This is a genomic window from Nocardioides sp. NPDC047086 (assembly GCF_040643685.1).
Lineage (GTDB): Bacteria > Actinomycetota > Actinomycetes > Propionibacteriales > Nocardioidaceae > Nocardioides.
The window spans coordinates 1-26,857 of the sequence record NZ_JBEYUV010000022.1; the positions used below are offsets into that span (position 1 = coordinate 1).

The window sequence follows — 26,857 nt, forward strand, 5'->3', positions numbered from 1 at the left end:
CCAGATCTTCCGACTCGGCGTTGCGGGGCCTACGCTGTGTGACATGACCGATCCGCACCCCGGGCCACGGCGTCCGCTAGGTTGCCTCCCAATCACCTGTCGAAGAGGAGCTCAGATGCCCACACCCGCCCTGCGTACCGCCCAGATGATGGCGCTCGCGTTCATGAGCATGGTCGTGGTGCTGGGGGTGGTCGTCTACCTCAGCGTCCCCGACGCCGACCTGGCGCTGCCGTCGACGTACGTCATCGGGGGTCAGGTCGTGGCCGGGGTCGTCATCGGCCTGGTCCTCTCGACGATCGGGTTCCGGGTCGCTCCGGTCACGCCGGGCACGGACCCGGAGAAGGCGAAGAGCGAGGCGCTTCAGAAGCACCAGACGTCGTTGATCCTCCGGCTCGCGCTCAGCGAGCTGGTCGCAATCGTCTCCATCACCCTCGCGTTCGTCCTCACCGAGGGTCAGCTGATGACGTACGTCATCGGCGGGCTCATCTCGCTGGCGCTGATGGCTGCCTTCGCCTACCCCTCGGCCGGCAACGTACGCCGGGTGGAGGCCAGCCTCGACAGCGCTGGTGCGCAGTCGAGGCTGGCCGAGACGCTCGGCGTGATCTAGACCGCCAGGTCGATGCCCTCGGCGGCGAGCGCCTCGCGGTAGGCCTCGACGTTGCGCATCTTCACGTTCTCGTAGCCGCGCACCATGTCCGGGAGCTCCGCGAGGCGGACGGCCCGGGCGTAGGACTCCTCGGTGAGGTCGGCCGCCAGGCCGGTGACCAGCGCGGAGTAGTGCGCGAACAGGGCACGCTCGGTGCGGCGTACGTGGGCGTGACCGAAGGGGTCCAGGATCGTGCCGCGCAGGAACTTCATGGTCGCCAGCAGGCGGAGGATGAAGTGGGAACGCGGACCGAACGTCATCTTGCCGCCCTTCAGGAACGCCCCGAAGATCGGCGGGGAGAGCTTGAAGCTGATCTTGCCCTGGACCTCGGCGCGGACGCCGTCGAGCGCGGCCGGCGCGGTGAGCAGCCGGGCGACCTCGTACTCGTCCTTGTAGGCGGTGAGCTTGAACAGGTAGCGGGCGACGGCCTCGGAGAAGCGGGTGTCCTCGGTCACCGAGCGCTCGGCGTTCCAGATCCGCTCGACGGTCTCGACGTAGTCACGAGCGGTCGCCTGGTTCTGGAAGGCGACGAGCTTCGGGGCACGGACCTCGGCGAGGCGGCGCACCTCCCCGTCGAACGTCGCGGCGTCCAGGGCCGGCACGACGATCTCCTCGACCGGCGCGGTGGCCGTCCCGGTGACCTTGGCGAACTCCTCCGGCACCGCGACCGAGGCACGGCCCCAGCGGAAGGCGGCGACGTTCGCACTGACGGCGACCCCGTTGATGCCGATGGCCTCCTCGATCGCCTCGGCGGGGATCGGGAGCGCACCGGCCTGGTAGGCGGCGCCGACCAGCAGGAAGTTGGCCGCGGCGGTGTTTCCGAAGAGGGTCTCCGCCGCCGACAGCGCGTCGAAGGCACGCAGCGAGGACGTCGCGCTGTTCACCCGGGTGAGCAGCTCGTCGTCGGCCGGGTAGGCGATGTCCTTGTCGTAGACCATCGGCCCGGTCGGCGTCTTGCTGGTCGACACGACAGCGCGGGTGTGCGCCGGGTCGCCGTAGGCGAGGTTCTTGCCCTCGGCCAGGGTGAGCAGGTCGAAGCCGAGCAGCGCGTCAGCCGAGCCCGGGGTGACCCGGTTGGAGGGGTCGATCGCGCCCGGGCCGAACCGCAGGTGAGCCGTCACCGGGCCCGCCTTCTGGCTCATCCCGACCTGGTCGAGCGACTCCACACCGAAGCCGGCGCGCAGCGCGGCGGTGGCGAGCACCTGGTTGACGGTGACGATGCCGGTGCCGCCGATGCCGGCCATGAAGACGCCGTAGGTCTTCTCCAGCTCGCCGTAGCCCGGGTCGGCCACCGTCGGCGGCTCGGGGGTCGACTTCTTCGCCTTCTTGGCGCTCGGGTCGGTCTCGACGGCCATGAAGGAGGGGCACTCCCCGTCGACGCAGGTGTAGTCGGTGTTGCAGGAGGTCTGGTCGATGCGGGTCTTGCGGCCCAGCTCGGTCTCGACCGGCTGCACGGAGAGGCAGTTGGACTTCACGCCGCAGTCGCCGCAGCCCTCGCACACGGCCTCGTTGATCACGATCCGGGTGTTGCGGGCCTCGATCGTGCCCCGCTTGCGCTGACGGCGGGCGTCGGCCGCGCAGTGCTGGTCGTAGATCAGGACGGTCACGCCCTCGATGTCGCGAAGCTCTCGCTGGGCGTCGCCGAGGCGGTCGCGGTCCCACAGGCGTACGCCCTCGGGGAAGTGGGCGCGGCGGTAGCGCTTCGGCTCGTCGGCGACGACGATGATCGCCTTGACGCCCTCGTTCATCAGCTTGTGGGTCAGCTGCGCCATCGCGACCTCGCCCTGCCGCTTCTGGGCGCCGGTCATCGCGACGACGTCGTTGTGGAGCAGCTTGTAGGTGATGTTGACGTTCGCTGCCACGCACGCCTGGATGGCCAGCTGCGCGGAGTGGAAGAAGGTGCCGTCGCCGACGTTCTGGAAGGTGTGGCCGGCGTGGCTGTAGGGCGCCTGACCGATCCACTGGGAGCCCTCGCCGCCCATCTGGGTGATGCCGACGACGGCGCTGTCCTCGCGCTGCGAGGCGGTCACCAGGGTGTGGCAGCCGATGCCGCCGCCGCCCAGGCTCCCCTCCGGGAGCGCGGTCGAGCGGTTGTGGGGGCAGCCGGAGCAGAAGTAGGGCGTGCGCGAGGTCGAGAGCAGCGGCAGGTCGATCCGGACCGGGCCGGCCGGCTTCAGCTCGGCGTGGCCCTTCAGTGCACGACGCAGCGGCGCGAGCAGGCGACCGGCGGTCAGCTCACCGTCGAGCGGCACCAGCGGGACACCGTTGCGGTCCTTCTTGCCGACGATGACAGGAGCCGACGGCGCGCCGTAGAGGATCTCGCGGATGCCCTGCTCGATGAAGGAGGTCTTATCCTCGACGACGACGATCTCCTCGAGCCCCTCCGCGAAGGTCTCCACGATGGTCGGCTCGACCGGCCACATCATCCCCAGGCGCAGCACCCGGACACCTGCGGCGATCAGCTCGTCGTGGTCCAGGCCGAGGTCCTTGAGGCCCTGGCGCATCGAGTCGTAGCAGGAGCCGGAGGCGACGATGCCGACCTTGGCGTCCGGTGCCTTGACCTCGATCCGGTTGAGGTGGTTCTCGGCGGCGTACGCCTTGACGACGTTCATCCGGGGGCCGTAGAGCTTCGCCTCGGCGCCGACGATCCGGTCGGGGAAGAGCTCGATCTTGGTCGGCTCGTAGGTGTAGGGGACGCCGTCCCACTGGGTCTTCGGGGTGACCGGGTCGAGGACGCCGATCTCGGGGTTGACCACCCAGGCGCCGTCCGCGACGTCGGCGACGATCTTGAGCGCCACGACGCAGCCGGAGGCGCGGGAGAGGGCGATGCCCTCCATGCCGTACTCGACGATCTCGGAGGCGTTGCGCGGGAAGAGCACCGGGATGCCGAGGGAGGCCAGGGTGCGCTCGGAGACCGCGGGCACCGTCGAGGACTTCGCGGCCGGGTCGTCGCCGACCAGCATCAGCATGCCGCCGCTGGGGTGGGCGCCGTACATGTTGGCGTGGCGCATCGCGTCCAGCGCGCGGTCGACGCCCGGACCCTTGCCGTACCAGACCCCGGTGACGCCGTCGTAGCGCTCGGTGTCGAGGGTCACCGCCGACTGCGAGCCCCACACCGCGGTCGCCGCGAGCTCCTCGTTGAGGCCGGGCACGACGGTGATGTCGGCGTCGGCCATCTCCTTCGGCAGGCCCAGCAGGAGCTGGTCGAGGCCGCCGAGCGGGCTGCCCGGGTAGCCGGAGATGAAGGTGCCGGTCCGCAGTCCGCGGCGCTGGTCCAGCGCGCGCTGCTCGACGAGCATCCGCGCGATCGCCTGGATCCCGGTCAGCAGCACGGGGCCGGCTCCGACGCGGTAGCGGTCGGCCAGGTCGTAGGCCTCGAACGATGTCCCAGGCTCGAAAACTGCGGTCATAGGGGTGACTCCTCAATCTGCCGGGCGGCACTGGTGGTCCGTCTGGAGCAATTGCCGGGACCGCCGGGTGAGGCAGTCCCGAGGAACCACCCGCAGGGTGTGCGGGTGGCCTGGGTCACATCATCGTGGATCGAGCCTGCGTGATGCCAATCACCAAGGGCGCCGTCACCAGGCGACGCTGAGGTACTGCGTCTCGAGGTACTCCTCCAGCCCGGCCCTCGCGCCCTCGCGACCGATGCCGCTCTGCTTCACGCCGCCGAACGGAGCCGAGGGATCGGAGACCAGACCGCGGTTGACGCCGACCATCCCGGCGTCGATCCGCTCGGCCACGTGCAGCGCCTCGCCCAGCTCGCCGAAGACGTACGCCGCCAGGCCGAACTCGGTGTCGTTGACGGCGGCGAGCAGCTCCTCGGTGTCGTTCCAGACCACGATCGGCGCCACCGGCCCGAAGATCTCCTCGCGCAGCAGCGGCGAGTCGGCCGGTACGCCGGTCAGGACCGTGGGCGCGTAGAAGTAGCCCTCCGAGGCGGGGACCTCGGCGCGGTGGGCGATCACGGCACCCGCGGCCACGGCGTCGTCGACGAGGCCGGTGACGGTGGCGTACGCCTTGGCGGAGATGAGCGGGCCGATGTCGCTGCCCTGCTCGGCCGGACCCACCTTCAGCGCCTCCACCGCGGCACCGAGGCGGGCGGTGAACTCCTCGGCGACGTCGGCGTGGACGTAGAGCCGGTTGGCCGCGGTGCAGGCCTGCCCCCCGTTGCGGAACTTGGCGACCATCGCGCCCTCGACCGCCGCGGCCACGTCGGCGCTCGAGGTCACCACGAACGGCGCGTTGCCGCCGAGCTCCATCGAGGTGTTCACGACGCGGTCGGCGGCCTGGCGGAGCAGCACTCGGCCGACGCCGGTCGAGCCGGTGAAGGAGATCTTGCGGACCCGGGCGTCGGTGAGCCAGGTGCTGACGATGCCGGCTGCGTCCAGGCCGGGAACGACGTTGACGACGCCGTCCGGCACGCCCGCCTCGGCGATCAGCCGGGCGACCGCCAGCGCCGTCAGCGGCGTCTCGGCGGCGGGCTTGAGCACGACGGTGCAGCCGGCCGCGAGGGCCGGGGCGATCTTGCGGGTGGCCATCGCGGCCGGGAAGTTCCACGGCGTCACCAGGGCGGCCACGCCGACCGGCTTGTGGGTGACGATGGTGCGGGTGCCACCGGCCGGCGAGGCACCGAAGTCGCCGTGTGGGCGTACGGCCTCCTCGGCGTACCAGCGGAAGAACTCGGCGGCGTAGACGACCTCGCCGCGGGCGTCGGCGAGGGACTTGCCGTTCTCGAGCGCGATCAGCGCGGCGAGCTCGTCGGCGTCGCGCAGCATCAGGTCGCGGACCCGGTTGAGCAGGTCGCTGCGGGTGCGTGGCGGCAGCGCCGACCAGCCCGGGAGCGCCGCGGCGGCCGCGTCGACGGCCGCGGTCGCGTCCTCGGGGGTGCCGTCGGCGACGTCGGCGACGTGCTCGCGGGTCGCGGGGTTCTCGACCGCGAAGACGCCGGCGGTGCCCGGGCGCCACCGGCCGCCGACGAGGACGCCGCTGCCTGCGTCGAGGGAGTCGAGGTAGCCGGTCTCGGTAGTCGTGGTCACTTGATCTCCTCCAGTGCGGTCGTGAGTACGTCCAGGGCTTCGTCGAGCAGCTCGTCGGAGATGCTCAGCGGGGGCAGGAAGCGGATGACGTTGCCCCAGGTGCCACAGGTCAGGGCGATGACACCCTGGCTGTGAGCGTAGGCGGCCACGGCCTTGGCGACCGCACCGTCGGGGTCACCGGTGGCCGGGTCCACGAACTCGGCGGCGATCATCGCGCCCCGGCCGCGTACGTCACCGATGCGCGGGTCGCTCTGCTGCAGCTCGCCGAGCCTTCCCAGCAGGCGCGTCTCGATCTCGCGCGCCCGGGTGAGGAGGTCCTCGGCCTCGATGGTGTCGATCACGGCCAGCGCGGCGGCGCAGGCGAGCGGGTTGCCGCCGTAGGTGCCGCCCAGGCCGCCGGGGTGGACGGCGTCCATGACCTCGGCGCGGCCGGTCACCGCGGAGAGCGGCAGGCCACCGGCGATGCCCTTGGCGCTGACCACGAGGTCCGGGACGACACCGTCGTGCTCGACGGCGAACCAGGTGCCGGTGCGGCCGAAGCCGGACTGCACCTCGTCGGCCACGAAGAGCACGTCGTTGGCGCGGCACCAGTCGGCGAGGGCGGCGAGGAACCCGGGGGCCGGGACGATGAAGCCGCCCTCGCCCTGGACCGGCTCGATCACGATCGCGGCGAGGTTGTCGGCGCCGACCTGGGTCTCGATCAGGGAGGTCGCCCGGGCCGCGGCCAGCTTGCCGTCGATCTCGGCGGCGTCACGGAACGGGTAGGACATCGGGGCCCGGTAGACCTCGCCGGCGAACGGCCCGAAGCCGTGCTTGTAGGGCATGTTCTTCGCGGTCATCGCCATGGTGAGGTTGGTGCGCCCGTGGTAGGCGTGGTCGAAGACGACGACCGCGTCCTTGCCGGTGAAGGAGCGGGCGATCTTGACCGCGTTCTCGACGGCCTCGGAACCGGAGTTGAACAGGGCGGTTCGCTTCTCGTGGTCGCCGGGGGTGAGCCGGGCGAGGTGCTCGGCGACGGCAACGTAGCCCTCGTAGGGGGTGACCATGAAGCAGGTGTGGGTGAAGGCCGCGACCTGCTCGGAGACGGCCTCGACCACCCGGGCGGCGCTGGAGCCGACGGTGGTCACCGCGATGCCGGAGCCGAGGTCGATGAAGCGGTTGCCGTCGACGTCCTCGACGATCCCGCCGGCCGCGCGCGCGGCGAAGACGGGCATGGTCGTGGCCACGCCCTGGCTCACGGCCGCGACCTTGCGGGCCATGAGCTCCTGGGAGCGCGGGCCGGGCAGCGGCGTACGCAGGAGACGGGACTGTTCGAGGGACTCGGTCATGGGTTCAGCATGAACCTCGGCGACACATGTCGTCCAAGACCTTTTGACTACTACAATCATGCCTCATGAGCATGGATCTGCGGCTGCTGCGCTACTTCGTCGCCACCGCCGACGCGGGCTCCGCGACCCAGGCGGCCGAGGTGCTGCACGTGACCCAGCCGGTGCTGTCCCGGCAGCTGCGCCAGCTCGAGACCAACCTGGGCGTGCCGCTGTTCGCCCGGGAGGGGCGGCGGCTGCGCCTCACCCGGACGGCCGAGGACCTCCTCCCCCGCGCCCGCGACCTGCTCACGCACGCCGACGACCTCGAGCGGGCCGTCGGCGTGCTCGCCTCGGGCCTGCTCGACGAGCTCCATCTCGCGGTGCCCTCCACGACGCTCACCGACGTCCTCGCACCGTTCCTGGCGACGCTCGGGCCCGAGGATCCGGTCGCGATGGTCCGTGAGCTCGACCCGCGCGGAGCGGTCGCGGCAGTCCGCGCCGGCGCGGACCTGGCGATCGTCACCCGGCCGCCGGCCCGGTCCCTGGCCTCGCGTGCCCTCGCCGTCCTGCCGGTGTGGGCCTACGTCCGGCCCGACGACGCGTGGGCGGGACGGGGGTCCGTGGACGTACGCGACCTGGTGGCCCGGCCGCTCGTGCTGCTCACCGACGACCTGCGGCCGCGCCCGCTCCTGGACGCGGCGGCCGAGGACGCCGCCGTGGGCTACGGCGACGTCCTCGAGGTGTCCAACGCCCAGGTCGCGCAGGCGCTCGCAGCCTCGGGCCGTGGGATCGCGGTCGTCTCCGACGACCCACGCTTCGGCCTGGTGCCGCTGCACATCGAGGCGCCGGCGGGGCGGGTGCGGATCCGGCTGTACGCCGCCTGGGACCCGCAGCACCACGCCGCCGAGGCGCTCTCCGGCCTGGCCGAGCGGCTCTCGGCGTTCTGCGTCGAGCGCTACGGCGCCGAGGTCGCCGTCCGCTGAGCCGACATCGAGGTCAGGGCTCCCAGGATCCGCTCGGTGACCTCGTCGACCGCCCCGAGCCCGTCCACGGTGGCGAGCAGGGCGCGTGCGGCGTACCCGGCGGCGAGCGGCCCGGTCTCGGCGGCGTACACCTCGAGCCGGCGGCGGATGACCGCCTCGGTGTCATCGGCCCGACCCTGCTCCCGGGACCGGGCCAGGAGCCGGCTCACCAGCTCGTCGGGGTCGGCCTCGAGCAGCACCACGGCGTCGAGCGCGACACCCGAGATCTCCAGGATCGCGTCGAGCTCGGCGACCTGCTGCGGGGTCCGCGGGTAGCCGTCGAGGAGGAATCCGCCGTCGCAGTCACCGGCGGCGAGCCGGTCGGCGACCATCGCGTTGGTGATCTCGTCCGGCACGTACTCGCCCGCGTTCATGTACTCCTGTGCCGAGACGCCCAACGCGGTCCGCTGGGCGACGTTGGCCCGGAAGATGTCGCCGGTCGAGATCGCCGGGACGGCGAAGCGCTCGGCGATGACGGCGGCCTGGGTGCCCTTGCCAGCACCTGGCGGACCCATGAGGAGGAGGCGCATACGAGTGGTGGACCTTTCTCGAGGTTGGCGCGCTCACCCCACGATGAGCGCGCCGGTCAGAGGCTAGGCACCGCTCCGCTGCGATCACGTTGCAATGATCCGGCGAGCGATCTCCTCGCCCACACGTACGGCGCCGTCCACGTGCTGGAAGCCGTGTCCGGCGACATCGCTGCTGCCGAACTCGATCGGCCCGAGCGGCTCGCGCAGCACCGCACCCCAGCGCGTCAGGCCACCGAGGTCGAAGCTGGTCCCGTACGCCCCGCCGGTGAGCTCCTGGTGCTGCCAGTCGCTCTCGACGAAGGTGAGCGGCTCGAGCGCCGCGTCCCCGAAGTACGCAGCCAGCGACTCGAGCACCTGGCGCCGGCGCTCGGCGTCGGAGAGCCGGCCGACCGCGTCCGCGCGCTCGTCGGAGACGAAGCCGACCAGCGTCCCACGCTGCTCGCCCTCGGGGGTGTTGTCGTACACCTCGTGGACCAGCTGCCAGGGCGCGAAGCCGGTGCCGCTGAGCCCGTCGGCACGCCAGAACGGCGTCTCGTACTGCGCCTGCACCTTGATGACCAGCCCGAACGACTGGTGCTCGCGGGCGATCCGGTGCTCGGCCGGAAGCTCGGGGCTGAACCGGATCCGCTTGACGAGGGTCGGCGGGACCGCGAGGACCAGCCGGCGCGCGGCATGGATCTCGGCGCCGACGTGGACGACGGCGCCGTCCTCGTCCCACTCGATGTGCGTGACGTCCTGGCCGAGCCGGACGCGATCACCGAGTCGCGAGGCCAGCGTCAGCGGCACCCGCTGCAGGCCACCGACGACCCGGCGGTCGAGGATCACGTCGGCGTCGACGAGGTTGCTGAACGACCCCGCGCTGGCGGCCATCTGCACGGCCTGGAGGGCGGAGAAGGAGTGGGCGGGCTTCGTCAGCATCGCCGGCCCGATGTAGAGGGCGATGTTGTCGATGGCGACCGGGTCGTCGCACTGCTGCTCGAGCCAGGCGCGGAACGAGACGCTGTCGAGGTGGCCGGCGTCGTCGAGCTCCCACGGCCTCGCCGGGTCCATCGCGGCTGCCAGGCCGTCGAGGGTCTTGGTCAGCTGCGCGATGGCGGCCGCGGTGGACTCCCCCACCGGCAGGTCGTCGCCGAAGCGGTGCGCGACAGCTGCCTTGTCGACGTAGAGGGACTCGCCCTCGCGGAAGCGCGGGTACGTCGGCAGGCCGAGCTCGTCGAGGATCCCGATGAGGGCGTCCTGGTCGGGTGAGACCCACTGGCCGCCGATCTCGAAGTCCGCCTCGGCGCCGGGCGCGCCGTGCGCCTCGGTGCGCAGCCGGCCGCCGACGCGGTCGCGTGCCTCCAGGACGAGCACGTCCTGGCCCGCCTGGGCCAGTCGCCAGGCCGCGGTCAGGCCGGTCGCACCGGCGCCGACCACGATCACGTCATAGGTGGTCATGTCAGTTCTCCTGGTTGTCGGTGGGTCGCCGGTCCGGGCGCTGGGCCAGCAGCGGGAGGCTCGGGTCCCAGCGGGTCCCGTCTGCCTCGTCGCGCTTGCGGCGGGCGATGCCCGAGAGCGCCTCGAGGACGACCCGGTTGGCGAGGAACGAGGTGATGTCGGCGTGGTCGTAGGGCGGGGAGACCTCGACCACGTCGATCCCGACCACCGGCAGCTCGTACGCGATCCGGCGGACCGCGTCGAGCAGCTGGCGGGCGGTCAGGCCGCCCGGCTCCGGGGTGCCGGTGCCGGGGGCGTGCCCGGGGTCGCAGACGTCGATGTCGACCGAGAGGAAGACGCCGTCGCACTCGTCGGTGGCGATGGTGAACGCCTCGGTGAGGCACTCCTCCAGGCCGCGGTGGACGATCTCGGTCATCTCGTAGGACCGCATGCCCTGCTCGGCCATCCAGTCCAGCGTCTCGGGCTCGGGCCAGTAGCCGCGCAGCCCCATCTGCAGGAACCGGTCGCCGCGCAGCGCACCGGACTCGATGAGCCGGCGCATCGGCTGGCCGTGCCCGATCAGCGAGCCGAACTCGATGTCGCCGGTGTCGGCATGGGCGTCGAAGTGGATCATCGAGACGCGTCCCTGACCGAGGTGCTGGGCGACGCCGGCGGCGTCGGGCCAGGCGATCGTGTGGTCGCCACCCAGCACCAGCGGGATCGCGCCGTTGCTCGTCACGGCGTGGACGGCCTCCTGCAGGTCGCGCACCGAGCGGTCCGCGTCACCGGAGAACATCTCCACGTCACCGGCGTCGAGCACGCGAAGGTCCTTCAGCGCGTCGACCCGCATCGCCAGCGAGGGCCGCGAGCCGTCGTGGGCCAGGTAGCAGGTCTGCCGGATGAACTGCGGGCCGAACCGGGTGCCCGACCGGTGCGACGTACCTCCGTCGAAGGGGGCACCGAGGATGACCACATCGGCACCCTCGTACGTCGCGGGGTCGGCCCAGTCACACCGGTCGACACCCAGGAAGGTGATGTCGGGGCCGAACTGGGTTCCATAGCGAGCCATGGCGTTCTTCTCTCTTGTTCGATTCGTCGGGTTGGGACGGGTTCAGCTGGGCGTGCTCATTCCTCGGTCGGGTCGACGACGAGGAACCGCTCGCCGGGACGGCGGGCGAGGTAGAGGAAGTAGTAGGCGAGGGCGGCGACCACGACACCGGCCGTGATCACGATGTCCAGCCGCGCGGAGCCGACCAGCGCGTAGCCGATCGCGCCGATGACGACCAGCGGCGGCAGCGGCCACAGCGGCATCCGCCAGCCCTGGGCGGCGGGCCTCTGGCGACGGGCGCGGAGCGCGGCGATCGCCACGACGACGTACATCGTGGAGATGACCACCGAGGTCACCCCGAGCAGCGCCTCGATCTCGACGGCGCCGGCCAGGATCGCGCCGGGGATGCCGATGACGAGGGTGGCCAGCCACGGGGTGGCGTAGCGGGGGTGCAGCTTGGTGAGGACGCCGTTGACCGGGGCGGGCCAGGAGCGGTCGCGCGCGGAAGCGTAGACGACCCGGGCGTTCTGGAGCACCATCACGATGACGGCATTGAGGATCGCGATCGCGATGGCGACGTTCACGGCGACCGCGACGCGCTCACCGCCCCAGGCGGCCACCCACTGGGAGAAGTTGCCGGAGGCGAGGTCGCTCAGGTCGTCGACCGCGAGGACCGTGGTCACGGTCGGGACGAGGATGACCAGGCCGCCCAGGCCGAGGGTCCAGAAGATGACGCGGGCGACGTTGCGGCGCGGGTCGACGATCTCCTCGGCGAGGTAGACCGTGGTGCCGAAGCCGCTGACCAGGAACGTGCTCACGGCGAGACCGGAGATGAGGATCGCCAGAGTGAAGGGCTCCAGGCCGTTCTCACCGATGACGTGCGGCGAGACCAGCTCGCCGGGGCCGCGCTGGACGTGGCCGAGCCCGAGGATCGTGACGACGACGGCGGCGATCATCTCGAGCGCGAGGAAGGTGCCGGTGACGACGGCGTTGGCCTTGATGTTGAGGACCGCGGTGGCGGTCGAGAGGAGCATCACGATCGCACCGGTCGCGGCCCGCGGCAGCTCCACCAGGTCGGCCAGGTAGTCGGCGGTGCCGAGGGCGAAGATCGGCGGGATCAGCCAGAGCAGCACGCCGGCCAGGGAGAACGTCAGCCAGCCCATCGACCTGCCGAGGGTCTGGGTGACCATCGCGTACTCACCGCCCGAGCTGGCGGTGCGGGTGCCGAGCTCGGCGTAGCAGGCGGCGATCGCGACCGAGACCGCGAAACCGGCGACGACGGCCAGCACCGCGCCGCTCCCCTGCGTCGCGAACAACTCCGGGACGATGATGAACAGGCTCGAGGCGGGCGTGATGCACGACAGCACCAGCAGGACCGCGGCGCCGGGCCCGAGCACCCGCGCGAGCCGCCGCTGCTCCGGCGCCGGCTTCACCCCGTCGGGGCTCACCTGCATGGATTCGATCATCGCGGGTCTCCTTGTGATGAGGGTACAGCGAGTTTTGAACGCTGTACAAAACTTTGAACGGCATTCAAAGTGACCCAGATCACCGCTAGAGTCAAGGGGCCGGACCGAAGATTTTGCGAAGCGAACACGAGGGGACACTGGTGAAGTGACGCGCACACGCTCCAACCGACGCCTGGAACGACCGCGCGAGCAGGTGCTCGCGACCACCCTGGAGATGGTGGCCGAGGAAGGGCTCGCCAAGGTGACGATGGCCTCCCTCGCCGCCCGGCTCGGCACCAGCGGCGGCCACCTCCTCTACTACTTCGGCACCCGCAACGGGCTGCTCCTCGAGACCCTGCGCTGGAGCGAGAACGCCTACGCGGCACAGCGGGCGCCGATCTTGGAGAAGGTCGAGAAGGACGGCTCCGGAGGCGTCGAGACGCTGCTGTCCTTCACCGACGTCTACCTCGCCCTCGACGAGCGCGACCCGCGCTGGCTCCTCTGGCTCGAGCTGTGGGCGCGGGCGCCGTACGACGCCGAGCTCGCCGCCGCGCAGCGCGCGATGGACGACGAGTGGCACGCCGACCTGGTCCGGCTCTTCGCCGCCGCGCTCCCCGAGCTGCCCGAGCCAGAAGCCGTCTCCGAGCGCCTACGGGCGATGTGGGACGGCTTCAGCATCGGCATCGTCACCGGCGGTGGGACGACCCTGCGCGAGCGCGCCCTCGAGCACACCCGCGCCGCCGTCGCCGGACAGAAGGGGTAGCGGACGTGCCGGTCGCATCCTGATTCTCTACGTCCTGGACCTCCCCAACGACTACGTCGTGGTCCCCGGCCTGCGCAACGAGGTCCTGAAGGCGTACGCCCTCGGAACGGGCACCGAGCTCGACCATCACCGCATCGGCGGGATCCACGAGGCCCCGGCTGGAGTACGTCTGCACCACCGACGACGCCCTCGACCCGCTGTGCACCGTGATCGCCCTCGAGCTGGACGGCGAGGTATCGGTGCACCGTGAGCACGAGTCTCACTAGACGTGATGCCCAGAACCTTTCGTCAGCACTCCCCTGACAACGACCGCCAGGGCAATCATGTAGCGGGCGAAGGGCATCGGGTACTCCGGGGTGACCAGGCACGCCGCACTCACCCGCACGACAGCGGGCCGACGCGCTCAGCGGCTCAGATGACTGACGAGGTGAGCGACGATCCCTGTCCGACTCGGGGTTTCGCCATGCGCTGGCTACTGCCTGAGGCAGGCATCACCAAGATCTCGACTCATGTCCGTCGAGTGAAGCGGACATCGCCGCTGGGCAGACCCTCGTGGAGATAGGCGGCGTCGCGGGCGCGGGGTGGTGATGGCTGCAGAGCAGCGCGGCGTTGTCCTCGGCCGCGAGCTGTCTCGCTTCCTCGGCCTCGGCGATCTCGAGCGCGATCACGTCCAGGACCCAGCGTCCCAGCCGGCGCAGCTGGGCAGGGTCTAACTGCATGGCGTAGCCGACCAGCCCTCGACCGGGAGGGCGGCCTCGGGATCATCAAGGACATCGAACCCGTGGGGCCGGAAGCGGTGCATCGCCAGGTCGAGGAACGAGTCGCCATGAGAGCGCTCGTGGAGCGAGACCCCGCCGTAGGAGTCGGAGGTGTCCAGCTCGAGGCGCTCGATCTCGGCGGCGGCGTTGTAGTACGACTCCGCACGCAGGAAGTAGCCGTCGCGGGGCCGCACTCGATCACGATGTAGTCCGCGAGCGACGACTCGGTCGCACGGGTGACGAACCTGAACGAGAAGGAGCCGCTCTCGGCGTTTAACCCCGACTCGGCCGCGATCGCCTCGATGATCGTGGACTTCCCGGTGCCGTTGTCGCCGACGAGGAACGTCACCCGCTCGTCGAATTCGATCCTGTCCCCGCCGGCCAGCTCGCGGATGACCGACAGGGTGAACGGATACCGCCCGGTGTCGTGTCTGGGATCGAGGGTCGCCCGGGCGATATAGCGTTCGTCGAACCGCATGGACTCAGCCGATCTCCTTCTCGAACTGGGCGAGGATCTGCTGGGCGGCCTGGATGCCGATGCCGCTGAGCAGGTCGTCGTCGATGTCGTGGACCTGACCGGACTCGACCGCGGCGATGCGCTGCCACAGCGGTCCGCCGAGGACCTCGGCCTTGTCGGTGTCGCCCTCAGGGCCGTAGGTGCTGACGTAGAGGTGGTCGGCATCCACGGTGGTGATCTGCTCGGGCGAGATCTCGAGGAAGGTGTCCTCGCCCACCGCCTCCTCGGGAACGGTCAGGCCCATGTCGTCGAGGATGACGCCGCTGAAGGACTTGTCGGAGTAGAGCCGGATCTGACCTGGGAGGAACCGGACGATCGAGAGCGTCTTGCCGGTGCCGACTGTCTCGCCGAGGGCGGCCGCATCGCTCTCGAAGTCGGCGAGCATCTTCTTCGCCTCGTCGGTCTTGTTGAGCGCGTCGGCGTAGAGCAGGAAGTTGTCCTTCCAGGTGTCACCGAGGTCGGGTGCGAGTACGGTCGGCGCGATCGCGTTCAGCTGCTCATAGATCGCCTCGTGCCGAACCGTGCTGGACAGGATGAGGTCGGGGTCGAGCGCCGCGATCTTCTCGAGGTTGGGCTCGGAGATGGTGCCCACCTCCTCGATGCCCTCGGCCTGGTCGCCGAGGTAGCTGAGGAAGTCGGTGGCCACGTCGACGCGTACGGCACCGACGGGCTTGACGCCGAGCGCGAGGGCGTCGTCGAGCTCACCGGTGTCAAGAACGACGACCCGCTTCGGGTCGACGGGCACCTCGGCCACGCCCTTGGCATGCTCGACCTCGCGGGTCTCGGCGGCGGCCTCCTCTCTCGAGGAACTGCCGCCACAGGCGCTGAGGACGAAGGCGGCGGCGAGCATGGCAGTGACGCCAGTCAGGTACTTGCGCACGATGTTTCCTTTCATGGTGGATTTCCCCCGGACTCTGGGACCGTTCCGCGCTGGACCTTCAGCGCTGAACGGTGGGCGCGGAGCGGCGTACGCCGATCGGGACGATCATCGGCCGGCCCGAGACCGGGTCGACGAGCACCTGGCTGTCGAGGCCGAAGACGTCGCGGAGCAGCTCCGTCGTGATGAGCTTCTCGGGCGGGCCGGAGGTGACGATTCGCCCCTCGCGCATCACGATCAGGTGATCGCTGTAGCGGACCGCCAGGTTGAGGTCGTGGAGAACCATGACGACGGTGCGCTCGAGGTCGGAATGGAGCTTGTCGACGAGGTCGAGCACCTCGACCTGGTGGGCCAGATCGAGGTACGTCGTCGGCTCGTCGAGCACCAGGATGTCGGTCTCCTGCGCCAGTGCCATGGAGATCCACGCCCGCTGGCGCTGACCACCCGAGAGCTCGTCCACGGGGCGGGCGGCGAGCTCGTGCATCCCGGTGAGCCGCAACGCCGCCTCCACCTCTGTCTCGTCGTCGCTGGACCACTGCCGCAGCCACGACTGGTGCGGGTGACGGCCCTTGGCGACCAGGTCGGCGACGGTGAGGCCCTCAGGGGCGGTCGGCGACTGCGGCAGCATGCCGAGCACCTTCGCGACTTCACGCGTACGCATCGAGGTGATCGCCTTGCCGTCGAGCAGCACCTGGCCCGACCGGGGCTTCAGCAGGCGCGCGACGGCGCGCAGAAACGTCGACTTGCCGCAACCGTTGGGGCCGATGATCGTGGTGACCTTGCCCGACGGGATCTCGGTGGTGAGCCCGTCGGCGACGACCCGGTCGCCGTAGGCGAGCACCAGGCCCTCGGCGGTGATCTGGTGCTCGCTCATCGCGACAGCCTCCGGTTGGTGCGAATGATCAGATACATGAGGAATGGCCCTCCGATGGCGGTGGTGACGATCCCGACCGGGAGCTCGACGGGCAGGAGCACACACGCGACGTAGTCGCTGCCGACGACCAGGGCGGCACCGGTGAGCGCCGAGGCGAGCAACGGCGGCCCCGGCGTGCGGGCGATGCGGAGCGCGACCTGCGGCGCGACGAAGGCGACGAACCCGATCGGGCCAGCCGCGGTGACGCATATGGCGGCCAACAGGACCGAGGTGATCAGCAGCACCGACTGGGTGAGTTGCACCCGTACACCGAGCGCGCGAGCAGTGTCGTCGCCCAGCTTGAGCGCGGAGAGCTGGAAGGTCGATCCCAGCGCGATCGCGCCGGTGGCGCCGAGGGCGACCGCCGCGGGCAGGGCGTCGCTCCAGCCCCTACCGTTGAGCGATCCGTTGAGCCAGACGGTCGCCTCCTGCGCGTCCCAGATCTCCCCGACGACGAGCATCCAGTTGGTCAGCGCGAGGAGGATGCCGTTGACCGCTACCCCGATCAGGACCAGCCGGAAGCCCTCGATCCCCTGGCGCCAGGCCAGCAGGTAGATGACCGCCCCGGTCAGCAGACCGCCCCCCATCGCCGCCGCCGGCACCCCGATGGTGGTGCCCAGGAACGCGGTGCCGCCGAAGACGATCACCGTGACCGCACCGGCGCTGGCACCGGTGGTGATGCCGAGCAGGTCGGGGCTGGCGAGCGGGTTGCGGGTGATCGACTGCCAGACCGCGCCCGACATCCCGAAGCCGGCACCGGCCAGCAGGCCGACGACGGACCGTGGCAGGCGCAGTTCCCAGACGATGAAGTGCTCGGCCTCGGTCCCGCCGCCAAGGATCACCGCGGCCGCGTCGGGCACGCTTATCGGGTAGTCCCCCTGGCCGACGTTGAGGCAGACCAGCAGGAAGACCAGGACGAGCAGTCCCACGTCGACCGCGACCAAACGCGGGCGCCAGACCAGCGTCAGCGGTCCGCGCCCGAAGCGCGGGCGTCCGGGCACGAGCGTCGTCGTCACAGGGTCACCAGCTTCCGGCGGCGTACGAGGGCGATGAAGAACGGCGAGCCCACCAGGGCGATCACTATGCCGACCTGCAGCTCGCCGGGACGTGCGGCGACCCTGCCGAGGATGTCGCAGGAGATGAGCATGATGGCGCCGATCAGGGCGGAGCACGGCAGTAGCCAGCGGTAGTCCGGGCCGGTGAAGGCCCGCGCGATGTGCGGGACAGCGAGGCCGATGAAGGCGATCGGGCCACAGGCCGCGGTGGCAGCGCCGGCGAGCAGCGTGATCGCGTTGACGCCGAGAATGCGGTTGAGCGCGACGTTCGTGCCGAGCGAGCGGGCGACCTCCTCACCGAGGCTGAGGACGTTCAGACCGGGAGCATTGACCATGGCGAGCACGCAGCCGAGGGCGAAGAACGGCAGCAGCGGAAGCAGGATCTCCAGCCCCCGGCCAGCGACGGAGCCGACGATCCAGAAGCGGTAGGCGTCCAGCGTGGCCTGGTCGAGCAGCACCACGGCCGCGGTGACGGCGGAGAGGAAGGCCGCCACAGCGGCGCCACCCAGCACGAGGGAGAGCGGTGACGGGCTCCCGCTCCCGACCGCCGATAGCCCGAAGACCATGACGCTGGTGATCAGCGCGCCGGCGAGCGCGAACCAGATGTAACCGGCCGCGCTGGTCACGCCGAAGAACGTGATCGCCAGAACGACCGCGCAGGCGGCTCCGGCGCTGACGCCGAGGATGCCTGGATCGGCGAGCGGGTTGCGGGTGTGCCCCTGGATGAGCCCGCCGGCGACCCCGAGGGCGATGCCGGCGACGAGGCCGAGAAGGGTCCGGGGCGTACGCAGGTGGCGGACGATCAGGTCGGCCTCGGTCGGGGTCGTGTCGTAGGGCGGGAGGAGGCCGTGCCAGATCTCGCCGAAGCTCAGCGGCCGCGAGCCGACGGCGACGCTCGCCAGCAGGAGGACGGCGAGGATCACCAGCAGCGCGAGCAGGCCGATGACGCGGCGCAGGCGCAACTCTGCCGGGGTGAGTTCGACCTGGATCTCGGCGAATCCCTCGTCCACGGCGGTGATCCGGCGGACGACCTCTCGTGGCGCGAGCAGCAGGCTGCGGCGTGGGCCGAGGGGCCGGCCGTCCTGGCCCCGGGCGATCAGCCCGAACCAGGTCATGCCGGTCGACGCACCGCGACGGCCCTGAGCGAAGCCTCGGTTCCAGACGAGGACGGCCACCGCGATGACGAGCGCGAACCCGCCGAAGACCACCCGGTCGACGGTACCGCCGCCGTTCGCGTCGCGCAGCGAGTGCACGACCAGCGCTCCGACGCACAGCGGCAGGGCAACGAGGGCGAAGTCCACGATCGTTGCCCCGACCCTGAGCGCGGCGGGCGCGGGGCCGCGCGGGACCTGCACCCTGGTGTGATCCCCGCGCGCCGAGAGGGCCTCGCCCGAGGCGAGGTCGCTGAGGCGCACGTCGGCCCGTCAGCCCTGCTCGAGGGCCTGGACGGCCTCGAGCTGGTCCGCATAGCCGCTGAAGACCTCGGCGTAGGCCTGGTAGCTGGAGGGCGCGGCGAGATACCAGAGATCCTGCTGGCCGGCCGCGACGGCGGGCAACTGCTTGAAGATGTACTTCTTCCTCAGCCCCTCGATGTCACCCGTGTCGCGAGCGTCGGCCAGAAGCACGTCGGCGTGGCGCTTGCTGATGTTCTCCAGGCCGGCCGGCTCGAAGATGCCCTGCTCGTCGGGGGTCACCTCGGGGAACTTCACACCGATCTCGGCGAGGTAGGCGAGGTCGGGGTGCGCGGGCGCGTTGGCGAAGTAGATCTCCTCGCCGTATGTGGACGCGGCGACCACGGTGAGGTCCGGGTTCTTCTTCACCACGGCCTCGATCCGCGCTGCGGCGTCCTCGAACTCGACCTCACCGGCGTACCACAGGGTCGTGCCGTCGACGGTCATGTCGATCAGGAGATCGGGGTTCATCGCGGCGTACTCCTCGACGTTGAACTGGCCCCAGGCATTGCCCAGGACCTTCGTCTCGGAGACATCGAGGTGTCCGGTCAGGTAGTTGGGCGGCTCCGGCAGGTCACCGTAGACGCCGTCGACCTCGACCGTCTTGCCGCGGGCGTCCTCGTGAACAAAGCCGTAACCAGCTCTGTCCTCTCCGTCGGCGGCATCGGTGGAGCCGCCGCACGCGGTGAGGGTGAGGGCTGCGGCGGCCGCGAGTGAGGGCATGCGGAAACGACGGTTCACAGGCTTTCCTTTGGTCTGACTCGGGTCGTCGGCCGACGCCGAGCCGCCAACCGAAGGTTAGGGTAACCTAAACCAGTCCCGCGTCAGAGTGCCATCCCACCCGCGGCGCTCACCCCGCTCCAGGCGCGATGGGCGGCCTCTTGGCACCCGTCGGGTCGAGGCGCTCGAGCACGGCGGCGGCGATCTCGGAGAGCTGGTCGACCTGATCGGGAGTCAGGGCGTCGAAGACGTACTCGCGCACCGCATCCACGTGACCAGGGGCGGAGGCGACCATCTTCTCGCGGCCGGCCTCAGTGAGACGTACGTTGGTCGCGCGGCGGTCTCCCGGGCAGCTGTGGCGCTCGATGAGGCCGCGGTCGGCCAGGCGCTTGACGACGTTGGAGAGCCGCGGCAGCGTCGCGCTGGTGTAGCCGGCCAGCTCGGTCATCCGCAACGTGTGATCGGGCACCTCCGAGAGCATGGCCAGCACCCCGTACTCGAAGTGGGTCAGCCCGGCATCGCGGCGCAGCTGGGAGTCGAGAGCGCCCGGGAGCAGCTCGAGCACGGCGATGAAGCGCACCCATGCCACCCGTTCCGGTGGCGACAGCCAGTTGCCCTCCACGTCAGGGAGTGTGCCGCAGAAAGTTGCCCGGAACAAACAACGGTCTCCTTGAGTTAGTTCAAGCAACAACTATTAGGCCCAGCCGCAGGAGACCGCCATGACCACCGCACCCGAGAGCACGACCGCCGCCGCGGACGCCCGCCTCCCGCAGACGCATCCGTTCGCCCAGCACCTGCGGACGGTCCAGGCACGCGAGGCGGTCGACCCGCACCGCGCCTGGACGCCGGCCGACGGACCGCTGCCGAGCCTCTACCTGTCCCACGGCGGCGGACCGCTGCCGCTGCAGAGCCCGGAGTGGATCGACCCGCTGCACGCCTGGGCCCGCTCGCTGCCCCGGCCGAAGGCCATCCTGGTCATCTCCGCCCACTGGGAGTCGGCGCCGCTCTCGATCAGCGCGACCCGGCCCGACGAGCTGGTCTACGACTTCGGCGGCTTCGACCCGATCTACCACTCGGTGCGCTACGACACCCCGGACGCGAGCGAGCTCGCCCGCACCACCGCGGCGCTGATGCCCGAGACCGAGACCGCTCACCAGCACACCCGCCGCGGCCTCGACCACGGCGCCTGGGTGCCGCTGAAGATCATGTACCCGGCCGCCGACATCCCGGTCGTGCAGCTCTCCCTGCCCACCGAGGACCCCGACAAGCTGCTCGCCCTCGGCGAGCGCCTGCGGCCGCTGCGCGAGGAGGGTGTCCTCGTGGTCGGCTCGGGCCACATGACCCACGGCCTGCCCTACCTCACCCGCGAGTCGATGACTGAGAACAAGCCCGCCGGCTGGTCCTCCGACTTCGACGCCTGGGCCGCAGAAGCCCTCGACCGCGGCGACGTCGCCGAGCTGGCCAGGTTCCGCACGGCCGCTCCCGGCATGCCGTACGCCCACCCGACCGTGGAGCACTTCACCCCGCTCTTCGTCACCCTGGGCGCCGCCACCGACCCCACGGCCCCCGTCACGACGACCCTGGACGGCTACGGCCTAGGCCTCTCCCGCCGCTCCTTCCAGGCCGCCTGAGACTCCTCGCGCAGCTGCACCGCGAGCACCGGGGCCAGCGGCATGTGGGACAGCAGGAGCGCCTGGTAGGCGTGGTAGACGTCGGGCTTGCCGTGCCAGATCACGTGCGAGGGACGGTTGTGCTCGTCCAGCTCGTGGTGCCAGCTGCCGAGCTCGCGGTCGATCAGGTGGGTCTCGATGTAGGCTTCGAACCGCTGACGCCACTCCGCGTAGGCGGCCTCTCCGGTGCGGGTGTGCAGGGCGCCGGCGGCGGCGAGCGCCTCCGCGGCCACCCAGTGCAGCCGTAGCCGGGTGACGGGTGTGCCGTCCCACGACGTCGTGTAGACGAACCCCGGCTCGCCGTCGGCGGACCAGCCGACCTCGACGGCGCGCGCGAAGAGCGCCCGCGCGTCCTCGACCAGCCACGACGGCGCCTCCGGCAGGCTCGCGTCCAGGTGCAGGAGCAGCCGTGACCACTCCAGCAGGTGCCCGGGCGTGCACCCGTAGGGACGGAACGGGTCGCCGGGACGGTCGGCGTTGTAGTCCGGCAGCGGGGACCAGGAGAGGTCGAAGTGCTCAGGCAGGTCGTAGCCGTGGGAGCGGGCGACACCGTGGATCAGGTGCTCGGCGATCGCCAGCGCCCGCTGGTGCCAGGCGGCGTCGCCGGTGACGTCGCCCGCGGCCAGGAACGCCTCCACGGTGTGCATGCTGGAGTTGGCCCCGCGGTAGGCCTCGCCGGAGCGAAGATCCCGCTCGAGGCTGTCGACCACCCGGCCGGAGTCGTCGAGGAAGTGCTGCTGCATCACCCCGAGCGCCTCGTCGAGCAGCGCGTCCGCACCCGGCACCCCGGCGGCGACACCGCTGCTCGCGGCCAGTATCACGAAGGCGTGGGCGTACGCCTCCTTGAGGGTCCCGACCGGCTCACCGTCGCCGGAGACCGAGGCGTACCAGCCACCGAGGTCGTCGTCGCGCAGTGCACCCGCCAGCGCCCGGATGCCGTGCGCCGCGAGCGAGGCCGCCTCGGGGACGTCCCCGCGCAGATGCGCGAGCGCGAAGACGTGGGTCATCCGCGCGGTGATCCAGGTGTGCACCGGCTCGGAGGGATCCGGGCGACCCGACTCGTCCAGCCACCAGAAACCAGCGGCCGAGGCCGCCGCCGGCCGGGCGAACCCGGCCAGCCGGCGGCACTCGGCGTCGGAGTCGATCATCGGCCGATCATCCCTTGACCGAACCTGCCATCAGCCCGCCCACGAAGTAGCGGCCGAGCAGGATGTAGATGATCAGCGTCGGGACGGACGCGATCAGCGCGCCCGCCATGCTGGCGGAGTAGTCCTGCAGCTGACCGCTCGCCAGGAAGTTGAGCGCGATCGTGACCGGCCCGTTGCGCGAGGTCGAGAAGAAGAGCGCGAACAGGTAGTCGTTCCACGCCGAGGTGAACTGCCACATCAGCACCACCACGAACGCCGGCGCGGAGATCGGCAGGATGATCGAGGCGTACGTCCGGAGCATGCCGGCGCCGTCGACCCGGGCCGCCTCGACGAGCTCGACCGGGACCCCCGCGTAGTAGTTGCGGAAGATCAGCGTGGTGATCGGCAGACCGTAGACCACGTGCAGCACGATCAGGCTCGGGACGCCCGAGGGGACGCCGAGGTTGCTCATCAGCTGGACCAGCGGCACCATCACGGCCTGGTACGGGATGAACATCCCGAACAGGATGAGCGTGAACACCACGTCGGCGCCCGGGAAGCGCCACTTCGAGAGCACGAACCCGTTCATCGAGCCGAGCACGGAGGAGATGATCGAGGCCGGGATGACCATGGCGAACGTACGCCCCAGGGCCGGGCCGAGCTGCTCCCAGGCACGCGCCCAGCCGGCCGTCTCCCAGGACTCAGGAAGCCTCCACGCGTTGGCGGGGGTCGCGTCACCGAGCCCCTTGAAGCTGGTGACGAGCAGGACGTACGCCGGGATCAGGACGATCAGCGCGAAGACGATCAGCAGGACGTACTTGACGGCGCGCCAGATCCCGCGCGAACGCTCACCCGGGATCTTGGTCGCAACGGCTGCCGGGATGGCATCGGTCGTCATCGGCGACGCTCCTGACGGTAGGTGGAGACGAGGTAGGGAACGATCAGGATGGCCACGATCACCAGCAGGACGGTGCCGATGGCGGCCGACTTGGCGTAGTCGCCGCGGGTGAACTCGATCCACATCTGGGTGGCCGGCACCTGGGTCGTGTAGTTGGTCTGGCCCGCGATGGCCATGATCAGGTCGAAGACCTTCAGCGACATGTGGCCGATGATGATGATCGCCGAGAGGGCGACCGGGCTCAGCTGCGGGAAGATGACGTGTCGGTAGAGCTGCCACTCCGACGCGCCGTCCATCCGGGCCGCCTCGCGCAGCTCCTCGGGGATCCCGCGGAAGCCGGCCAGGAAGAGCGCCATCACGTAGCCGCTGAGCTGCCAGATCGCGGGGACCGCGATCGCGAGGATGCCCCACCGCTCGTGGGTCCACCAGGGGTTCTGCAGGAAGCCGAGATGGAGGGACTCGAAGAGCCGGTTCAGCCCGGAGGCACGCTCACCCTCGGCGTTGTTGAGCAGCCAGCGCCAGACCACACCGGAGGCGACGAACGAGACCGCCATCGGGAACAGGTAGATGGCCCGGAACAGGGACTCGCCACGAGCCTTGCGCTCCAGCAGCCAGGCCCACAGGAACCCCAGGCACAGGGTGCCGACGAGGAACGTCGCGGTGTAGAGCAGGAGGTTGCGCAGCGAGTAGATGAAGTCGTCGTCGGAGAACAGGTCGCGATAGTTGTCCAGGCCGGCGAACCCCTGGGACGGCCCGATGTTGTGGCGGTCCTGCAGGGACGTGTTGATGTTCGACCCGATCAGGCCGTAGACGAAGACACCGATGACGATGACGGTCGGCAGGATCAGGAGTACGGGTGCGACCCACCCGTGGCCGCCGATGCGGCCCTTGGGCCGTCGTGGCCGCTTGACGGCGCTGGGCACCGTGGAGGACATGTGTCCGTCCTTTCACAAAGGGCGGCCGAGGGGCCACGGCGGATGGTGCGGCCGCAGCCCCTCGGACCAGATGGAACTCGTCAGGCTCGGGAGAGCCCCGATCACTCGGGCTTGTTGTCCTCGGCGGCCTCGACGAGGCCCTCCTGGAGCTCGGCGACGTCCTTGTTGCTGCCGAACTTGGCAACCGCGGCGGTGATGTCGGTCAGCCAGTTGACCGAGGTCGCGGCGCCGTGGGCGAGCGAGGAGACGATCTCGTCCTCGCCCCACGACTTGATCGCGGTCTGCTGGTACTCACCGAAGTCGGCGGTGTCGGCCGTGGTGCTGGCCGGGATCGAGCCCTTCGCCTTGTTGAAGGCCACCTGGCCGTCGTCGCTGGCGATGGTGTCGAGCCAGGCCTCGGTGCCGTCGGGGTTGGGGCCGTCCACCGGCATGGTGAACGAGTCGGCCAGGAAGTCGAAGACGCCGTCGGTGCCCGGGACCGGCACCGCGGTGTAGTCGGTGCCGAAGGTCTTCTTCTGCTCCTGGAACGCCGCCTCGGCCCAGTCGCCCATGACGTTGAACGCGGCCTGGCCGTCGATGACCAGCTGCGTCGCGTCCGGCCAGTCGAGACCCTGGCGGTCGGTGTTGGTCAGCGAGAGGAGCTTGCTGTAGTCCTCCAGCGCGGCCTTGACCTCGCTGCCGCCCCAGTCGGTGGTGCCGTCCCACAGACCGTTGTACGCCTCGGCGCCCAGATCGGCGAGGAGCACGGTCTCGAGCAGGTTGACCTGCGTCCAGTCGGTGGCGATCGAGAGCGGGATGATGCCCTTGGCCTTGATCTTCTCCAGGTCGGCGATCCAGGCGTCGATCGAGTCGTAGCTCTTGTCGGCCTCGATGCCGGCCTTCTTCAGGACGGCCGGGTTGGCCCAGAGCATGTTGGCGCGGTGGATGTTCGAGGGGACGGAGTAGATGCCGCCGTCCTGCTTCAGCCGGTCGAGCAGGCCCTTCGGGAACTGCTCGTTCCAGCCCTTCTCCTCGTAGAGGTCGGTGAGGTCCTCGATCTGACCGGCGTTGATGTAGTCGGTCAGCTCGGCACCCGCGTGCGCCTGGAAGGTGGCCGGCGGCTCACCGTTCTGCAGGCGGGAATGGAGCACGTTCTTCGCGTCGCTGCCGGCACCACCGGCGACGGCGCCGTTGACGAACTTCAGGTCGGGGTTCTGCTCGTCGAACACCTTGACCAAGGCGTCGAGCCCGGCCTTCTCACTGCCCTCGGCCCACCAGGTGAAGACCTCCACCTCATCGGTGCTGCCGCTCTCGTTGTCGCTCCCGCAGGCGGAGACCGCCAGCAGGCTCAGGGCGGCCAGGCCGGCGGCCAGGGCCTTACGCGTTGCGTTCATCTTGAATCCTCCGGTTGCGCGACCGCCACGTCGGTGTGTGATCTGGGTTACTCGCGGTCGCGTGCCGAGACAACGTACGCCTCTCGGTTCTGTCCAGTCAACGCATAACGCAGGACGTTTTCAACCTGAGATCTGTCGTAAATCGACATAATCACCTACAGTCACCGCATGACCACTCCGGAATCGCGGCTGCGCGTCGCCAACCGATCCCAGGTCCTGGACCTGCTGGGTCGGTCGGCGCCGGTCAGCCGCGCCGAGCTCGCCCGGCGCACCGGACTCTCGCGCAGCACCGTGTCGAGCATCGTCCAGGAGCTGCTCGCCTCCGAGCAGATCGTCGAGACCACCGGCGCCGCGCTGGCCCGGGGCGGCGGGCGACCACCGTCGCTCCTCACCATCAGTGGCTCTCCCGGCACGCTCATCGGCGTCGACATCGGCCATCGCCACGTCCGGGTCGCGGTCGCCGACCTCACCGCGAAGCCGCTCATCGACCACGAGATCCGGCTCGACGTCGACAACTCCGCGGTCGAGACCATCGACCGGGCCGCGGCCCTCGTGCGCGAGTGCCTCGCCGAGGTGGGCATCGACCCGAAGACCGACCGTGTCCTCGGCGTCGGCATGGGGATCCCCGGCCCCGTGGACCCTCACAGCGGCATCGTCGTCTCCCCCATCCTCGGCAACTGGATGGACCTGGCCCCGGGCGAGGAGCTCGCCCGCCGCATCGGTCTGCCCGTGCAGATCGAGAACGACGCCAACCTCGGCGCGCTCGCCGAGATCGAGTACGGCGCGGCGCGCGACGTCGACGACGTCATCTACGTGAAGGCGTCCAGCGGCATCGGCGCCGGGCTGGTCCTCGCCGGCAAGCTCTACCGGGGGATCACCGGGATCGCTGGCGAGATCGGCCACGTACGCTTCGAGGACAACGGCCCGATCTGCCGGTGCGGCAACCGCGGCTGTCTGGAGAAGGCCTTCGGCGGGTCCCGGCTGGTCGAGCTGCTGCAGCCCGCCTACGACGAGACGCTCACCGTCGAGCGCCTGCTCGAGCTCGCCCAGGAGGGCGACATCCGGGTCAACCGGATCCTCGACGACGCCGGCCGCGCCGTCGGCCGGGTGCTGGCCGACCTCTGCAACCACCTCAACCCGGCGCTGATCGTGGTGGGCGACACGATGCGCCAGTCGGAGTCCTTCGTCCTCGGCATCAAGGACTCGATCGACCGCTTCACCCAGCCGGACACCGCCGCGGCGCTCGACGTGGTGCCCAGCGAGCTCGGCGACAACGCGGGGGTCATGGGGGCGCTGGTCATCGCCGGCTCGGCCGCTCCGGCACCGCCGGGAACAATATGAGCGCCCGCT

Annotated in this window: 24 protein-coding genes and 1 pseudogene; 5 read left to right on the forward strand and 20 right to left on the reverse strand. The window is 70.4% G+C overall.

Features of this window, described 5'->3' with window-relative positions; genetic code table 11:
* The first annotated feature begins 115 nt into the window (after positions 1–115).
* Positions 116–607, forward strand: a complete 492-nt coding sequence (locus ABZ796_RS16445; RefSeq protein WP_357338258.1) for a hypothetical protein — start codon at positions 116–118, stop codon at positions 605–607.
* On the opposite strand, the gene ABZ796_RS16450 is transcribed toward ABZ796_RS16445, so the two are convergent.
* From ABZ796_RS16450 to gabT, 3 genes are all read right to left on the reverse strand, one after another.
* The gene (locus ABZ796_RS16450; protein ID WP_357338259.1) at positions 604–4,056 is read right to left on the reverse strand and encodes an indolepyruvate ferredoxin oxidoreductase family protein; all 3,453 of its coding nucleotides are present in this window, start codon (positions 4,054–4,056) and stop codon (positions 604–606) included. The genes ABZ796_RS16445 and ABZ796_RS16450 overlap by 4 nt on opposite strands.
* Before the next feature lie 165 nt (positions 4,057–4,221).
* Entirely contained in the window at positions 4,222–5,682 is a 1,461-nt protein-coding gene (locus ABZ796_RS16455) for an NAD-dependent succinate-semialdehyde dehydrogenase (protein ID WP_357338260.1), read from the reverse strand.
* Positions 5,679–7,010, reverse strand: coding sequence for a 4-aminobutyrate--2-oxoglutarate transaminase (gene gabT, locus ABZ796_RS16460; protein ID WP_357338261.1), 1,332 nt, complete (start codon positions 7,008–7,010; stop codon positions 5,679–5,681). Before gabT ends, ABZ796_RS16455 begins: the two co-directional genes overlap by 4 nt.
* A gap of 65 nt (positions 7,011–7,075) precedes the next feature.
* On the opposite strand from gabT, the gene ABZ796_RS16465 reads away from it, so the two are divergent.
* Entirely contained in the window at positions 7,076–7,972 is an 897-nt protein-coding gene (locus tag ABZ796_RS16465; protein ID WP_357338263.1) for a LysR family transcriptional regulator, read from the forward strand.
* Here ABZ796_RS16465 and ABZ796_RS16470 read toward each other — a convergent pair.
* From ABZ796_RS16470 to ABZ796_RS16485, 4 genes are all read right to left on the reverse strand, one after another.
* Positions 7,945–8,541 carry an adenylate kinase gene (locus tag ABZ796_RS16470; protein ID WP_357338265.1) on the reverse strand — a complete coding sequence of 199 codons (597 nt, stop codon included), beginning with the start codon at positions 8,539–8,541 and terminating at the stop codon, positions 7,945–7,947. The genes ABZ796_RS16465 and ABZ796_RS16470 overlap by 28 nt on opposite strands.
* A gap of 84 nt (positions 8,542–8,625) precedes the next feature.
* Complete coding sequence (locus ABZ796_RS16475) at positions 8,626–9,978, reverse strand: NAD(P)/FAD-dependent oxidoreductase (RefSeq protein ID WP_357338267.1); 1,353 nt, start codon at positions 9,976–9,978, stop codon at positions 8,626–8,628.
* Position 9,979: 1 nt separating this feature from the next.
* Positions 9,980–11,026: an agmatinase gene (speB, locus tag ABZ796_RS16480; RefSeq protein WP_357338269.1), complete on the reverse strand. Its 1,047-nt coding sequence runs from the start codon at positions 11,024–11,026 to the stop codon at positions 9,980–9,982.
* A gap of 56 nt (positions 11,027–11,082) precedes the next feature.
* A complete protein-coding gene (locus ABZ796_RS16485; protein WP_357338270.1) occupies positions 11,083–12,471 on the reverse strand; it encodes an APC family permease in 1,389 nt (462 codons plus the stop codon).
* Between the two features lie 145 nt (positions 12,472–12,616).
* Here ABZ796_RS16485 and ABZ796_RS16490 point away from each other — a divergent pair, with 145 nt between their 5' ends.
* Positions 12,617–13,213: a TetR/AcrR family transcriptional regulator gene (locus tag ABZ796_RS16490; protein ID WP_357338272.1), complete on the forward strand. Its 597-nt coding sequence runs from the start codon at positions 12,617–12,619 to the stop codon at positions 13,211–13,213.
* A 491-nt stretch (positions 13,214–13,704) separates the two neighbouring features.
* On the opposite strand, the gene ABZ796_RS16495 is transcribed toward ABZ796_RS16490, so the two are convergent.
* From ABZ796_RS16495 to ABZ796_RS16535, 9 genes and pseudogenes are all read right to left on the reverse strand, one after another.
* Entirely contained in the window at positions 13,705–13,932 is a 228-nt protein-coding gene (locus ABZ796_RS16495) for a hypothetical protein (RefSeq protein WP_357338365.1), read from the reverse strand.
* Entirely contained in the window at positions 13,923–14,165 is a 243-nt protein-coding gene (locus tag ABZ796_RS16500; RefSeq protein WP_357338366.1) for a hypothetical protein, read from the reverse strand. Before ABZ796_RS16500 ends, ABZ796_RS16495 begins: the two co-directional genes overlap by 10 nt.
* Before the next feature lie 131 nt (positions 14,166–14,296).
* Positions 14,297–14,449, reverse strand: a pseudogene (locus tag ABZ796_RS16505) (hypothetical protein); the annotation flags it as partial.
* Positions 14,450–14,453: 4 nt separating this feature from the next.
* Positions 14,454–15,368, reverse strand: a complete 915-nt coding sequence (locus ABZ796_RS16510; RefSeq protein WP_357338273.1) for an iron-siderophore ABC transporter substrate-binding protein — start codon at positions 15,366–15,368, stop codon at positions 14,454–14,456.
* Between the two features lie 58 nt (positions 15,369–15,426).
* The gene (locus ABZ796_RS16515) at positions 15,427–16,239 is read right to left on the reverse strand and encodes an ABC transporter ATP-binding protein (protein ID WP_357338275.1); all 813 of its coding nucleotides are present in this window, start codon (positions 16,237–16,239) and stop codon (positions 15,427–15,429) included.
* Entirely contained in the window at positions 16,236–17,294 is a 1,059-nt protein-coding gene (locus tag ABZ796_RS16520) for an iron chelate uptake ABC transporter family permease subunit (RefSeq protein WP_357338276.1), read from the reverse strand. Before ABZ796_RS16520 ends, ABZ796_RS16515 begins: the two co-directional genes overlap by 4 nt.
* Positions 17,291–18,748, reverse strand: a complete 1,458-nt coding sequence (locus tag ABZ796_RS16525) for an iron ABC transporter permease (protein ID WP_357338277.1) — start codon at positions 18,746–18,748, stop codon at positions 17,291–17,293. Before ABZ796_RS16525 ends, ABZ796_RS16520 begins: the two co-directional genes overlap by 4 nt.
* Before the next feature lie 9 nt (positions 18,749–18,757).
* Positions 18,758–19,507, reverse strand: coding sequence for a hypothetical protein (locus ABZ796_RS16530; RefSeq protein WP_357338278.1), 750 nt, complete (start codon positions 19,505–19,507; stop codon positions 18,758–18,760).
* A 127-nt stretch (positions 19,508–19,634) separates the two neighbouring features.
* Positions 19,635–20,126, reverse strand: coding sequence for a MarR family winged helix-turn-helix transcriptional regulator (locus ABZ796_RS16535; RefSeq protein ID WP_357338279.1), 492 nt, complete (start codon positions 20,124–20,126; stop codon positions 19,635–19,637).
* 97 nt (positions 20,127–20,223) lie between these two features.
* Between ABZ796_RS16535 and ABZ796_RS16540 the strand changes: the two genes are divergently transcribed.
* Entirely contained in the window at positions 20,224–21,135 is a 912-nt protein-coding gene (locus ABZ796_RS16540; protein WP_357338281.1) for a class III extradiol ring-cleavage dioxygenase, read from the forward strand.
* Here ABZ796_RS16540 and ABZ796_RS16545 read toward each other — a convergent pair.
* The 4 genes from ABZ796_RS16545 to ABZ796_RS16560 form a co-directional block, all read right to left on the reverse strand.
* Positions 21,093–22,322 (reverse strand): AGE family epimerase/isomerase, encoded by a 1,230-nt coding sequence (locus ABZ796_RS16545; RefSeq protein ID WP_357338282.1) that lies wholly within the window; start codon positions 22,320–22,322, stop codon positions 21,093–21,095. The two genes, ABZ796_RS16540 and ABZ796_RS16545, sit on opposite strands and share 43 nt — an antisense overlap.
* Positions 22,323–22,329: 7 nt before the next feature.
* Positions 22,330–23,199: a carbohydrate ABC transporter permease gene (locus ABZ796_RS16550; RefSeq protein ID WP_357338284.1), complete on the reverse strand. Its 870-nt coding sequence runs from the start codon at positions 23,197–23,199 to the stop codon at positions 22,330–22,332.
* Entirely contained in the window at positions 23,196–24,134 is a 939-nt protein-coding gene (locus ABZ796_RS16555; RefSeq protein WP_357338286.1) for a sugar ABC transporter permease, read from the reverse strand. The genes ABZ796_RS16550 and ABZ796_RS16555 overlap by 4 nt, the downstream gene beginning before the upstream one ends.
* 101 nt (positions 24,135–24,235) lie before the next feature.
* Entirely contained in the window at positions 24,236–25,507 is a 1,272-nt protein-coding gene (locus tag ABZ796_RS16560; protein WP_357338287.1) for an ABC transporter substrate-binding protein, read from the reverse strand.
* A 168-nt stretch (positions 25,508–25,675) separates the two neighbouring features.
* On the opposite strand from ABZ796_RS16560, the gene ABZ796_RS16565 reads away from it, so the two are divergent.
* Positions 25,676–26,848 carry an ROK family transcriptional regulator gene (locus tag ABZ796_RS16565; RefSeq protein WP_357338289.1) on the forward strand — a complete coding sequence of 391 codons (1,173 nt, stop codon included), beginning with the start codon at positions 25,676–25,678 and terminating at the stop codon, positions 26,846–26,848.
* The last annotated feature ends 9 nt before the right edge of the window (positions 26,849–26,857 follow it).